Annotated in this window: 12 protein-coding genes; 5 read left to right on the forward strand and 7 right to left on the reverse strand. The window is 65.9% G+C overall.

What is annotated here, in order from left to right:
• Positions 1–23 precede the first annotated feature (23 nt).
• The 3 genes from AWC12_RS10525 to AWC12_RS10535 are packed head-to-tail and all read right to left on the reverse strand — an operon-like array spanning position 24 to position 4419.
• A complete protein-coding gene (locus AWC12_RS10525; protein WP_024449547.1) occupies positions 24–344 on the reverse strand; it encodes a P-II family nitrogen regulator in 321 nt (106 codons plus the stop codon).
• The gene (locus tag AWC12_RS10530) at positions 341–2899 is read right to left on the reverse strand and encodes a DUF2309 domain-containing protein (RefSeq protein ID WP_085174111.1); all 2559 of its coding nucleotides are present in this window, start codon (positions 2897–2899) and stop codon (positions 341–343) included. The genes AWC12_RS10525 and AWC12_RS10530 overlap by 4 nt, the downstream gene beginning before the upstream one ends.
• The gene (locus tag AWC12_RS10535) at positions 2896–4419 is read right to left on the reverse strand and encodes a proton-conducting transporter transmembrane domain-containing protein (RefSeq protein ID WP_085174113.1); all 1524 of its coding nucleotides are present in this window, start codon (positions 4417–4419) and stop codon (positions 2896–2898) included. The genes AWC12_RS10530 and AWC12_RS10535 overlap by 4 nt, the downstream gene beginning before the upstream one ends.
• Positions 4420–4575: 156 nt before the next feature.
• On the opposite strand from AWC12_RS10535, the gene AWC12_RS10540 reads away from it, so the two are divergent.
• The 3 genes from AWC12_RS10540 to AWC12_RS10550 are packed head-to-tail and all read left to right on the forward strand — an operon-like array spanning position 4576 to position 6552.
• The gene (locus AWC12_RS10540; RefSeq protein ID WP_085174115.1) at positions 4576–5127 is read left to right on the forward strand and encodes a CBS domain-containing protein; all 552 of its coding nucleotides are present in this window, start codon (positions 4576–4578) and stop codon (positions 5125–5127) included.
• A 36-nt stretch (positions 5128–5163) separates the two neighbouring features.
• Positions 5164–6117: a TerC family protein gene (locus AWC12_RS10545; protein WP_085174117.1), complete on the forward strand. Its 954-nt coding sequence runs from the start codon at positions 5164–5166 to the stop codon at positions 6115–6117.
• Positions 6118–6156: 39 nt separating this feature from the next.
• Positions 6157–6552: a helix-turn-helix transcriptional regulator gene (locus tag AWC12_RS10550; protein ID WP_234813936.1), complete on the forward strand. Its 396-nt coding sequence runs from the start codon at positions 6157–6159 to the stop codon at positions 6550–6552.
• A gap of 43 nt (positions 6553–6595) precedes the next feature.
• On the opposite strand, the gene AWC12_RS10555 is transcribed toward AWC12_RS10550, so the two are convergent.
• Both AWC12_RS10555 and lepA read right to left on the reverse strand, forming a co-directional pair.
• Positions 6596–7264 carry a sensor domain-containing protein gene (locus AWC12_RS10555; RefSeq protein ID WP_085174119.1) on the reverse strand — a complete coding sequence of 223 codons (669 nt, stop codon included), beginning with the start codon at positions 7262–7264 and terminating at the stop codon, positions 6596–6598.
• 38 nt (positions 7265–7302) lie between these two features.
• A complete protein-coding gene (gene lepA, locus AWC12_RS10560; RefSeq protein WP_085174121.1) occupies positions 7303–9189 on the reverse strand; it encodes a translation elongation factor 4 in 1887 nt (628 codons plus the stop codon).
• 68 nt (positions 9190–9257) lie between these two features.
• On the opposite strand from lepA, the gene AWC12_RS10565 reads away from it, so the two are divergent.
• Complete coding sequence (locus AWC12_RS10565) at positions 9258–9869, forward strand: type II toxin-antitoxin system PemK/MazF family toxin (protein WP_024449539.1); 612 nt, start codon at positions 9258–9260, stop codon at positions 9867–9869.
• Between the two features lie 27 nt (positions 9870–9896).
• On the opposite strand, the gene AWC12_RS10570 is transcribed toward AWC12_RS10565, so the two are convergent.
• Entirely contained in the window at positions 9897–10505 is a 609-nt protein-coding gene (locus AWC12_RS10570) for a GNAT family N-acetyltransferase (protein WP_024449538.1), read from the reverse strand.
• Entirely contained in the window at positions 10505–10933 is a 429-nt protein-coding gene (locus AWC12_RS10575; protein ID WP_085174195.1) for a CBS domain-containing protein, read from the reverse strand. Before AWC12_RS10575 ends, AWC12_RS10570 begins: the two co-directional genes overlap by 1 nt.
• 117 nt (positions 10934–11050) lie before the next feature.
• On the opposite strand from AWC12_RS10575, the gene AWC12_RS10580 reads away from it, so the two are divergent.
• The gene (locus AWC12_RS10580) at positions 11051–12058 is read left to right on the forward strand and encodes an aldo/keto reductase (RefSeq protein WP_085174123.1); all 1008 of its coding nucleotides are present in this window, start codon (positions 11051–11053) and stop codon (positions 12056–12058) included.
• The last annotated feature ends 8 nt before the right edge of the window (positions 12059–12066 follow it).

A 12066-nucleotide genomic window follows, 5' to 3' on the forward strand; every position in this document is an offset into this window, starting at 1 on the left:
CTCCGTCCTTTCGTGATGGTGGATCAGCTGAAGTACTCGGGCCTGCTGACGTAGGTCTCGGTCACGAACATCACGCCCGACGACGCGTCCAACAGCGGCCGCAGACCGGCGAGCAAAGCCTCGACCTTGTTGTCGGGTACGACGGTGATGATCAGTTCCAGGGTCGCCTGCTGGTTGAACAGCAATCGGCCCTGGCGATAGCCGTGGTGGCCGAGCCCGGAAACCCCGGACAGGCTGGTGTATCCGGTGGCGCCGACGCTCCCGATGAGCTCGCGCACCGCGGCCGCGTCGGTTCCTCCGACGACGACCTCGATCTTGGTCATCTTGGTCAGGTTGGGGGTCATGGGATCATCTCCTCGTCGTAAACCTGTTGTGCGCGATAGGTTTCAGCCCAGGACCGCCAGCCTGCGCGGGTCCAGCGCTGCCATGAGTGCGTTGCGTCTTCGCGGGCGGCCACGACGATCCAGTCGTTGCCGAACAGCTGTTGCAGAAGCGGATTCCGCTCGACGACCGTGTCGATGCGGGCCAGCGGCGCTTGGATGACCGCCAGGAGCCGAAGCGGTTCATGCAGCAGCCGGTCCCCGTAGCTCACCGATTGCCACGGCAGGCCCAGTCGCAGGTCGCCGGAGTGGCCGGCGATCACCCCGACGTTCCCGACGACGTTGTGGACGGTCTTGCTTCCGGCCCCGAAGACGTCGGGGGCGACGGCAGAGAAGTAGTACTGGCAGTTGATCCACTGTGCCACCACCATGGGAGCGGTCAGGATGGTCTCCAGCGCGGTGGCGTCGGCGTCGGCGTCGGCGTCGTAGGAGTGCAGGAAGGTTCGACGGCGCAGGTCGAGTCCGCGGGTGACGTCTCGCGGCGCGACGATGAATGCGGCGTTGCCTGCCAGCCCCCACTCCGGGTACACCTGTGCCCAGTCGACCGCTCTGCGCCCGACGTGCCTGGCGGCGGCGCGCGGTGAGAAGCGCCGCCGGGCGCCGGGCAACACCGCGCACCTCTCGGCTGCCAGCGCTCGTCCGGCACGGGCGAGATCGGCTTCGAGGCGGTCGATGTCGGTGCGGTGGCTGGGAGGAATGAGGTGATCGTCGAGGACGGTGACCCGGTCGGTGGCCGTATCGTGCAGAGCTGCCACCACATGGGTGTGGTCCGGAATGTCGATGCCTGCGTCGCGCAACTCGTCGCGGACTTCGGCCTGGTTGAGGATGCGCGCCGCAGTGCGGGCATTGGGGCCACCGCCCTGCCCACCGCAGGCGCCGCAGTCCAATGACGCTTGGTACGGGTTGTTCTCGGTGCCGCTGTGGTGCGCGCACAGGACGACAAGGCGACCGAATCCGGTTGTCAGACCGATGGTTTTCAAGGTCACCTGGGCAAAGAGCACCCGCTCGTGCAGCGGAATAGATTCCACGGTGAGCATGGTTTGCGCCTCGGGTGTGATCACGTCGCGTAGCTTCCGCCGCACGCTGGCGACGGCAGCTGGGGCCAAGGTCTTGGCCGCCGACAAAGGAGCCGCGATCCAGCCGGCAGCTTCTGCGAGGGTGAACGGGCCTGCGGGAGACTCCTTGGCGGCGTGGTAGGCCGACTCGGCCCCGCCCAGCGTGATCGCACCACTGAGGCGACGCCCGGCGACGCGAAGGGCCTCAGGCGCAGGCTCTTCGGCGATGTGGTGATGCGGCCGGATCAGCACCGGGCACAGGTCAGCCGGTGCGCCGCCGAGTAGGTCGGTGTACCGGATGGCAACGGCGAAGAACCCTGCGAATCCCAGAGTCTGGTAGCCGCCGCATGATTCGAGGTGACGACGCAGACCCTCTGAGCGGGTGTCGATGCACGTGACGAGGTGGGTGTGCGCGGGCTCCGGGCTGTAGGGCGCCCGGGACCCCAGTTCGGCGAGAAGCCCATCCTGGTAGTGAGCCTCGAAGGCGTTCTGCCAGATGAGCGGACGGGCAGGGGCAGGTAACGCGGCGAGGATGCGCGCCGCCGTGGCGAGGTCGGACTCGATGTCACCGGCTAGGCCCCACACCTTGAAAAGGTGCGCGGCACGATCCCGGGCCGTGGACGGGGCGGACACGACCGGGTCCGCGATCTGGTCGTTCTGGTTCTCTAGAAGCGCCGCTTCATAACTCAGTCTCATGGCCAGGTACTGCAACAGGTCGATGCCGCCGTCACGATCGGCGCACCAGTTCACGTGCGCCGCCCACCCCGGCAGCCGGGTGAGATGGGCCTGCAGATAGGTGATCCGGTCCTGATCCGGGATGCCAAGGGCATCAAGCGCTTCCAGTACGCCGTCGTCGGGACGTTCGGCGATGTCGCGCAGCCGGGCGCGCAGGGTGCGCGGCAAAGTGCGGTCGGTCGGCGCCAGCGCCCGCCACGCGCTGTAGAAGCCCTGCTCCCTGCCGGGCATCGGCCAACCCGCCTCGCCGAGGAACGCGGCCATCCATTTGGAGGTTTGCGCATCAACCACGCGGGCCGCCTCGCTCCCGTGGTCCTCGGCCCGAGTTCGATACAGCCGCTGCGGTTCTGGGGCGGGAATGCCATGCAGGAGATCGGCACGCAACAGCGCGGTGGCGCTCAGCCGGTGGTTCCCGAGCTGCAAGTCCGGCTCGTCGGCCAGTATCGGGTAGCGGCGCAGGAGCGTTCGATCCAGGTCGGCGTCGGTGATACGCCCCTCGCGGTACAGCTTGCGGAATACCGCCTCGCGAAGGGTACCCGGCGTCCCGTAGAGGTCGCCGGCCCGTCGAACGGCCTGTTCGAACGGCATGGCCTGCAAACCTGCGAGGGGGTTGACCGCGATGAAGGTATCCAGAGGATAGTGGGTCGGCAGCACCCGCGCGGCGATTCGAACGTCGCTGCGCAGCCGTGCACGCCGGGAGTCCAGTTCAGTTGACGTGGAATTAGTCATCGCGGTGATCCTCCGGTGGCGGGTTGGACGGTTGCTGCGCTGAGCGCCTGGGTGTATAGGGTTCGTCGTAGGGCCATGGCGACCGGTGACCGGCGCACCGTTGCCAGCGCACCAAGCAAGATCGCCGCGGCGGTCACGGTCACCCAGACCTCGACCGGGGCGACCGTGGTGTCCGGCAGCGACGATGCAAGGAAGACGGTAATCGCGCTGATCACCGCGACGTAGCCCACAGCGCAGGGCAGTAGGACGGCCGCGGCGCTGACTGCGCCGGCGATGTCGGGGCGGCGCTTCAGCCACCCCCAGGTAGCCGCCGCACCGGTCACCCAGGCGAACAGCAGCAGGGCCTGCTCAGCGGCGTGGGTGTGCGTCCACCTCGAGAGCAGCCCGGTGGCGGCGAGCAACGCGGCGAACGGCAGTGCCGCGGAGGTGATCTGGCTGAACAACCGCCGGCGCCCGTCCAGAGGCGGCGCGGGGGGCAGTGCGATGAGCCGACGGTGACGGGCGATCGCCGAGCCGGAGGAAAGAAACAGCGTAGCTTTGTAGAAGCCATGCGCCACAAGGTGAATCACCGTCGCAGCCCAGAGTCCGAGCCCACAGGTCAGGATCATGAATCCCATCTGCGCCATGGTCGAATAGGCAAGCGCACCTTTGATGTCCGGCTTTACAAGCATGGCCGCCGCGCCGTAGGCCATCGTTGCTGCGCCCGCGGTGACGATGAGGGCGGTGGCCAGCATTGGACTGGGCAGCGGACTCAGCCGGATCAGCAGGATCCCGCCGGCATTCACCACGCCGGCGTGGAGCAGTGCCGACACCGGGGTGGGCGCTGCCAGAGTCGCGGGCAGCCAACGGTGAAACGGGATTTGCGCAGATCGGGATAACGCGGCGGTGACGATCAGCACGGCGACGACCGGTGCTGAAGCACCGTCGAGTTGGGATGCCGGCAGGTCGGTGAGGGTGACGCTGCCCGTCCCGACATAGATCAGTCCCACGGCAAACCAGAGGGCGCTGTCGCCGATCAGGAATGCCACCCCGGCACGGCGGACACCGTCGCGAGCGTTTTCGAGATGCCAGTAGGTGCCCAGGAGCAGGCACAATGCGACACCAGCCGCCGTCCAGCCGACAGCGACGCCGACGATTGTGGTGGCTGTCGCCATCACAGCGGACGCCGTGGTCAGCAAGCCTGCACCGGCGGTGAACCACCAGGCCCGCGAATCCCCCGCGAGGTAGCGCACCGCAAACGCCTGCGCCACGGTGCTCACCCCGAAGATCAGCAGAAGCACCGTTATTGCCAATCGGTCGGCGCCGAACACGAAGACACTTGTTCCGACGGTGACCTCCTCGCCGCGGGCAGCGCTCACGGCAAGTCCTGCAGCAAGAAGGAATCCCGTTCCCGCGCTCAAGGAGCCAAACCGCGCCGTTAGCACAGGCGCTCTTCGTCCGAGCGTGGCCGCCAACAGGGCGGCCGACAACGGCGCCGAGAGCAACAGCAGGAGCGCGGCGGCTTCATCCCACACCAACATACGAAGAAAACTACATGTAACTAATTGCGCGTGTCAAATGTTGTGTTTTTTTCTGCACATCTTTGAGATCGATCTGTAACGAAGTTTGTTTCGTGTGTTACTGTTCGCACTAAAGCCTCGAGAGGAAGGACGCCGACAGTGCGCGCAGGAGATGTCATGATTCGCCCGGTAGTTTCGGTGCGGTCCTCGGCGCCACTGCGTGAAGCCGGTACGGTGCTGGCCGATTACGGCTTCGCCGGACTGCCCGTTGTAGACGAATCTGGTTGCCTTCTAGGCTTTCTCACCGCCGGTGACGTACTTCGTGCCGGCACCGCGGGTGACGCGACGGCGAACACTGCGATGACTGCTCCCGCGGTTGCCGTCGGTTTTCACTCCGACCTCGACGAGATCGGCCGACTGCTGGTGCGCCGCGGTATTCGCAGCGTCCCGGTCATTGACGACGAGCGACGAGTGATCGGCATCATAAGCCGAGGTGACCTGCTGCGACTCGACCTGACCAGCGACGACGTCATCGCCGTGGGAGCACAGAAGATGCTCGATGGCTACACCGGCAAGCGCCGGTGGATCGCCCAGGTGCGGCAGGGCACGGTTCTTGTCGCCGGACATTTCGACAGCGACGCAGAGCGTCGGATCGCCACGGCGCTGATGCGGATGGTCCCCGGCGTCCGCGAGGTGCGCATCGGGGCGGCAATGCCGACCACCGACTGACTTGATACCGACAGTTCACCAGATCAAGGGAGACCGATGGCCGACGCAATAGTCGTTCCACTGTGGGGATGGGCCGCACTGACCGCGGCCATCGCGGTGATGCTGGCGATCGACCTTTTCCTGCACCGCGACAACCATGTCATCAGCTTCCGCGAAGCCGCCGTGTGGTCGTCCATCTGGATTGCCGCGGGACTGGGCTTCGGCGTGATCGTCTGGTGGGTCTACGGCGCCGAGGTCTCAGGAACCTATTACGCCGGTTACCTGATCGAGAAGGCCCTCTCGGTCGACAACGTCTTCGTCTTCGCGCTGATCTTCACTTACTTCGCAGTGCCGGACCACTATCAGCACAAGGTGCTGTTCTGGGGGGTCATCGGCGCGCTGCTGTTCCGTTTGGTGTTCATCTTCATCGGCGCGGAACTGCTGGCCGCATTCTTCTGGACGGCCTACATCTTCGGGGCGTTCCTGATCTATACCGCCTACAAGATGGCCTTCCAGCACGACAACACACTCGAACCGGACAAGAACCTGATCGTGCGATTGGTGCGCCGGGTGATCCCGACAGATCCGCGCTACCACGGGGACAAACTGTTCACGCGGGTCAACGGCAAGCGGATGGCCACGCTGCTCTTCGTCGTCCTGATCGCGGTCGAGGCGACCGATCTGATCTTCGCGATCGACTCGGTGGCTGCCGTGCTGGCGATCACCACCAGCACGTTCATCGTCTGGACCGCCAATGCCTTTGCGGTGCTGGGCCTGCGCAGCCTGTACTTCTGCCTGTCAGGGCTGCTCCGACGGTTCACCCATCTGCACTACGGCCTCGCGGTGCTGCTGGCCTTCGCTGGCGTCAAGCTCATCCTGTCGGAGACTCCAGTCGGCAAACTTCCGATTCCGGTGACCCTTGGCGTCATCGTCGTGACGCTCACGGTGTCCATCGTGTGGAGCCTCCTCGCGACCCGAACCGCGAAGGCGGCGAGCGACACGCTGGATTAGTGAAATGCTTCACACGAATGGGCCGTACCATGTCTTGCGATGGTCGCCGCGAAACGAACACCGAAGACGCCCCCGCCGGCCCGCACCCCCAAGAAGGCGGCCACACGCGGGCGGCCGAAAAAGGTGCCCGCGGCCGGCGTCAAGGCTCTGGTCGAGTCCGGCGGTCAGCCGCGCGCATGGACTTTCCTGACCAACCACGCCCACGTCCTGTTGTGCCTGGCGCGGGAATCGCTGACCGCCCGGGAACTGAGCCTGCTCATCGGGATCACGGAGCGCTCGGTGCAGGCCATCCTGGCCGACCTGATCGCTGAGGGCTACCTGGAGAAAACGAAGGTCGGCAGGCGCAACAGCTACTCGGTGAATCCGTCGGGACGCTTGCGCCACCCGCTGGAGTCCGCGCACACCGTCGGCGAATTGATCGACGTACTCGCGTAGTCGGCGCAAATCCGTGACGCCCCAAAGGGAACACGGCGCGCCTTCACCGCTCGGCGGCTTTGGCGACCATCTCAGTGAGCAACTTCGTCGCTTCGTCAGTGATCTGTTCGGCGCACACCGAGGCCTCCAGCACCACATTCGACGCGGCGGCGAGGGCATGTTCGCACTGCCATTCGATCGAATCCAAGGCCGTCGACCTTTGGCTCAGGATGCCATCGGTTCGCACGGCGTCGCTCAAATCCCAGTCGTACCAGTCCTCGCCGTCGCTGATCGACACGGTCCGCCCTGCGCAGCCCTGCCATTGCTGCGCCGACTCGGCGACGAACTCTTCGGCGTCCTGCGCCGACGGCATGACGACCGCGGTCTCCTCCACCCAGTGCTCGTACTCGTCGCCTGACTCACTGGCCAGCCGCGTCAGCACGGCCGCATACCCGGTATCGGCATAAACCGGCTCTTCTGCGGTGTACAGCGCGCCGATGCAGTCGGGATCCGACACGTCGGCCGAGTCGTCGGTCATCTCGCGGACCTCGTCGGTGACTTCGATGTCAGAACTGCCCAGCAGGTTGTTGAGTTCCTCGTCGTCGAGCAGGATGGCGTCGAGGTCGCCCTCCCCCAGAATCGCTGTGGGCGAGGCGCTGTCACCGCGCACGGCCGCCCCGTCCACGACACTGGTGCAAGCCGCCGTCCATACCGACAGCGCGGTCGCGGCCATCACAGCGCCTCTACGCACCCGCCGGTTCACAACCTGACCTACTTCTTGGGTTTATCGGCAGCCGACTCGGTGGACAGTGCCGCGACAAACGCTTCCTGCGGAACATCGACCCGGCCGATCGTCTTCATCCGCTTCTTGCCCTCTTTCTGCTTCTCCAACAGCTTGCGCTTACGCGTGATGTCGCCGCCGTAGCACTTGGAGAGCACGTCTTTGCGGATCGCCCGGATGTTCTCGCGCGCAATGATTCTCGACCCGATGGCGGCCTGCACCGGCACCTCGAACTGTTGGCGCGGAATCAGTTCCTTGAGCTTGGTCGTCATCTTGTTGCCGTACGCCGACGCACCGTCCTTGTGCACGATGGCACTGAACGCGTCGACGGCTTCGCCCTGCAACAGGATGTCGACCTTGACCAGATCGGCCTCCTGCTCGCCGGCCTCCTCGTAGTCGAGGCTGGCGTAGCCGCGGGTACGTGACTTCAGCGAGTCGAAGAAGTCGAAGATGATCTCGCCGAGCGGCATCGTGTACCGCAGCTCGACGCGCTCGGGCGACAGGTAGTCCATGCCGCCGAGTTCGCCGCGCCGGGCCTGGCACAGCTCCATGATCGTGCCGATGAACTCGCTCGGCGCGATGACCGTCGTCTTGACGACCGGCTCGAACACCGAACGGACCTTGCCTTCGGGCCAGTCCGACGGGTTGGTCACGATGACCTCGGTGTTGTCTTCTTTCACAACCCGGTAGACCACGTTGGGCGCGGTCGAGATCAGGTCGAGGTTGAACTCGCGCTCCAGCCGCTCGCGGGTGATCTCCATGTGCAACAGCCCGAGAAACCCGCAGCGGAACCCGAACCCGAGCGCCACCGACGTCTCCGGCTCGTAGGTCAGCGCCGCGTCGTTGAGCTGCAGCTTGTCCAGCGCCTCGCGCAGCACCGGGTAATCGGAGCCGTCGACCGGGTAAAGGCCCGAGTACACCATCGGCTTGGGTTCGCGGTAGCCGGTGAGCGCTTCGGTCGCGCCCTTACGCGCCGTCGTCACCGTGTCACCGACCTTGGACTGGCGCACGTCCTTCACGCCGGTGATCAGGTAACCCACCTCACCGACGCCGAGACCGTCGGACGGCTTGGGTTCCGGCGAGACGATCCCCACCTCGAGCAGTTCGTGGGTAGCGCCTGTCGACATCATCGCGATGCGCTCGCGCGGGGTGATCTTGCCGTCGACCACGCGCACGTAGGTGACGACGCCGCGGTAGATGTCGTAGACGGAGTCAAAGATCATCGCCCGGGCGGGCGCATCCGGGTCGCCCTGCGGCGGCGGGATCTCTCGGACCACGTGGTCGAGCAGGTCGGCGACACCGGCGCCGGTCTTGCCCGACACCCGCAGCACATCCTCGGGTTCGCAACCGATGATGTGGGCGATTTCACCGGCGTACCGGTCGGGGTCGGCGGCGGGCAGGTCGATCTTGTTGAGCACCGGGATGATCGTCAGGTCGCGATCCAGCGCCAAATACAGGTTTGCCAGGGTCTGCGCCTCGATACCCTGCGCCGCGTCGACCAGCAGCACCGCACCTTCGCACGCCTCCAGCGCGCGGGACACCTCATAGGTGAAATCAACATGGCCAGGCGTGTCGATCAAATGCAGCACGAACTCTTCGCCGTTGACCACCCACGGCAGCCGCACGTTCTGCGCCTTGATGGTGATGCCGCGCTCACGCTCGATGTCCATCCGGTCGAGGTACTGGGCCCGCATCGAGCGCTCGTCCACGACGCCGGTGAGCTGCAGCATCCGGTCGGCCAACGTGGACTTGCCGTGGTCGATGTGGGCGATGATGCAGAAGTTCCGGATCTGCGCCGGCGCAGTGAACGTCTTGTCGGCGAAGCTGCTGATGGGTTTCTCCTGGTGAGCGGGTTCTGTCAGCCTGATCAGGCCCATCCAGAGTATCGACCGCAGCACCCCGCAGCCCAATCGAGGCGGATCCTCAGCGCCTATGCTTGGCGGGTATGGCCACCTCGGCATCGCCTTTCAAGGCGTTTCAACGCTTCTTGGTGAAGAGCACCGAGAACCTCGTGTTCAACGAGGCGCCGAAACTGGTTCGTCAACTGCAAAGATCCGACACCCTGCAGCGCGGCATCCAGCAGGGTATCCGGATCGGCCTGGACGTCCTCGCCGGCGCCGCTGACAAGAGCACACCCGCGCTGCCCGCGGGCCGTCCCGTCTCCAACAATTTCGTCCCCACCGCGCACCGCGCCCGCAAGGTCTCGTACTCCCCGGACCTCGACGGCCGCGCCGACCCCGGGGAGATCGTCTGGACCTGGGTGGTTTACGAAGACGACCCGACCAGGGGCAAGGACCGTCCCGTACTCGTTGTGGGCCGCGACAGCCACATCCTGCTCGGGTTGATGCTGTCGAGCCAGGACCACCACCGCGACGACCCCAACTGGGTCGGCATCGGGAGCGGCACCTGGGATGACGAAGGCAGAGCCAGTTGGGTGCGCCTCGACCGGGTGCTGGACGTGCCCGAGGAAGGCATCAGGCGCGAGGGCGCAGTGCTGGACCGGACGGTGTTCGACATCGTCGCGGCGCGGCTGCGCGCCGAGTACTCGTGGTCCTGATTCCCGCCTCAACAGGGAGCGAGCTGATCAGGCTGGTCGGCGCCACATCTGCCACATCGTCGGGCCGCCGTCAGGGATCGTGAGCTCGCCGGTCACCTCGAAGCCGAATCGCATGTAGTACGGCACGTTGGACTCTTTGCTGGACTCCAGGTAGGCCGGTGCGCCCTCCCTGTCGCATTTGTCCAGTCGCGACGTCATCAATGCATGCCCGAACCCGCCCCCGCGCACATCGGGATTGCTGCCGATCACTGCGAGATACCAGTGCGGCTCCTCAGGATGGTGCTTCTTCATCAGCTCGGAGATGCCCATCCCGCGCCCCACTTGCAGGCCCATCGCCCGCAGAAAGCTCGGCATCATCCGGAACTCCTCGCGCGGTGTCTGCTTCCACCGCCCCGGCGGGTCCCACAGCGCCGCGGCGCCGATCGTGCCCGCTCGGGACGCGACCTGAACCGCTCCGTTCCCGATGTAGTGGTGTCGCGTCATCGCGCCGAACACCAGCGGAAGCGCGCGGGCGCGTTTGGCGTCGTCGGGCACCATCCACATCATCACGGGGTCGTCGAAGAACGCCCGCCCCAGCACGTGCGACAGCTCTTTCACGTCCGGTTTCTGTGCGAACCGGACATCGACGTCGGCCATCAACCCTGCGTGATGTAGGCCTGAAGCTGCTCGTGTTCGCGCTCGAGCTCCTCCATGCGGGTCTTCACGACATCACCGATGCTCACGATCCCCGCGAGCCGGCCGTCCACGACGACGGGGACGTGCCGCACCCGATTGGTGGTCATCAGCACGCTCAAACTGTCGACGGAATCCTCGGGCGAGCAGGTCGCCACGAGCGCGGTCATGATTTCCGAGACGGGACGGCAGAGCAGGTCAGCACCCATCTCGTGGAGCTTACGCACCACATCGCGCTCGGACACGATGCCGAGAAGCCCGTCGGGCGAGACCACCACCATCGCCCCGATGTTGTGCACCGACAGCTCCGTCAGGAGCCCGGCGACGGAAGTCTCCGGTGTGATCGTGGCGACCGTGGCACCCTTGCTGCGCAGCACGTCGGAAATCCGCATCGACATCTCCCTGAGTGACCTGGCTCACATCAGGTTACTCCTGCGCATGTTCCAGCGGAACAGAACCGCCATTGCCCCGGTTGCAGAACAGTATCCATTCCCGCCCGAAAGGACACCATGCCGGAATCGATCACTCTCGGCGATGAACTAGCAGTTAGCGCAATGGGATTCGGAGGAATGGCGCTGACTCCTGTCTACGGTGGCGCCGTCGACGACGCCGAGTCGCTGGCCACCCTCCACCACGCCGTCGACGTCGGTGTCACCTTCCTCGACACGGCGAACGTCTACGGTTCCGGCGACAACGAGCGACTGTTCGCGCGCCTCTTGGCCGACCGCCGCGACGAGGTCACCCTCGCCACGAAGTTCGGCATCGTCTCCAACCCCGCCGAGCGCGCGGCGGGCCGCGTCGCGCTGCGCGGTGACGCGGCCTACGTCCGCCAGTGCATCGACGAGAGCCTCCAACGGCTGCAGACCGATACGGTCGATCTCTATTACCTGCACCGGCGCGACCCGAACGTCCAGATCGAGGAAACCGTTGGCGCCATGGCCGAACTGGTGACCGCGGGCAAGGTCCGCCACCTCGGATTGTCCGAGGTTTCCGCGGCAGATTTGCGGGCCGCCAATGCCGTTCACCCGATCGCTGCCCTGCAGAGCGAATGGTCGATCTGGTCTCGCGACGTCGAAGCCGCCATCGCCCCGGCCGCCGCCGAACTCGGCATCGGACTGGTTCCTTTCTCTCCGTTGGGCCGCGGCTTCCTCGCGGGCGCAGTGCGGTCGACCGCCGACATGGGCGACAACGACTTTCGGCGCACCATGCCCCGTTTCACCGGAGCCGCGCTGGATGCGAACCAGCGCGTCGTCGACGCCGTCGTCGCCGTCGCCGACGACGTGGGAGCGACGCCGGCTCAGGTCGCCCTGGCGTGGTTGCGTCATCGCGCCGAGGATCTCGGGGTCGCTTCGGTGCCCATCCCCGGGACTCGCCGCGCCGCGCGCATCGACGAAAACCTCGCCTCGCTGTCGGTGACGTTGACACCCGATCAGGTCGACGCGCTCGGCGCGGCAGGTGACGCGGTCACCGGTGCCCGCTACGCAGACATGTCCCACGTGGGTTCAAGCCGCGCATAGCGGAAAGC

This window comes from Mycolicibacterium iranicum, assembly GCF_002101705.1.
In the GTDB taxonomy this organism is placed as follows: domain Bacteria; phylum Actinomycetota; class Actinomycetes; order Mycobacteriales; family Mycobacteriaceae; genus Mycobacterium; species Mycobacterium iranicum.

Excerpts from the sequence above, each read along its gene's own strand:
- AWC12_RS10525 (WP_024449547.1), bottom strand. The coding sequence starts at position 344 with ATGACCCCCAACCTGACCAAGATGACCAAGATCGAGGTCGTCGTCGGA.
- AWC12_RS10530 (WP_085174111.1), bottom strand. The coding sequence starts at position 2,899 with ATGACTAATTCCACGTCAACTGAACTGGACTCCCGGCGTGCACGGCTG.
- AWC12_RS10535 (WP_085174113.1), bottom strand. The coding sequence starts at position 4,419 with ATGTTGGTGTGGGATGAAGCCGCCGCGCTCCTGCTGTTGCTCTCGGCG.
- AWC12_RS10540 (WP_085174115.1), top strand. The coding sequence starts at position 4,576 with ATGATTCGCCCGGTAGTTTCGGTGCGGTCCTCGGCGCCACTGCGTGAA.
- AWC12_RS10545 (WP_085174117.1), top strand. The coding sequence starts at position 5,164 with ATGGCCGACGCAATAGTCGTTCCACTGTGGGGATGGGCCGCACTGACC.
- AWC12_RS10550 (WP_234813936.1), top strand. The coding sequence starts at position 6,157 with ATGGTCGCCGCGAAACGAACACCGAAGACGCCCCCGCCGGCCCGCACC.
- AWC12_RS10555 (WP_085174119.1), bottom strand. The coding sequence starts at position 7,264 with ATGGCCGCGACCGCGCTGTCGGTATGGACGGCGGCTTGCACCAGTGTC.
- lepA (WP_085174121.1), bottom strand. The coding sequence starts at position 9,189 with ATGGGCCTGATCAGGCTGACAGAACCCGCTCACCAGGAGAAACCCATC.
- AWC12_RS10565 (WP_024449539.1), top strand. The coding sequence starts at position 9,258 with ATGGCCACCTCGGCATCGCCTTTCAAGGCGTTTCAACGCTTCTTGGTG.
- AWC12_RS10570 (WP_024449538.1), bottom strand. The coding sequence starts at position 10,505 with ATGGCCGACGTCGATGTCCGGTTCGCACAGAAACCGGACGTGAAAGAG.
- AWC12_RS10575 (WP_085174195.1), bottom strand. The coding sequence starts at position 10,933 with ATGCGGATTTCCGACGTGCTGCGCAGCAAGGGTGCCACGGTCGCCACG.
- AWC12_RS10580 (WP_085174123.1), top strand. The coding sequence starts at position 11,051 with ATGCCGGAATCGATCACTCTCGGCGATGAACTAGCAGTTAGCGCAATG.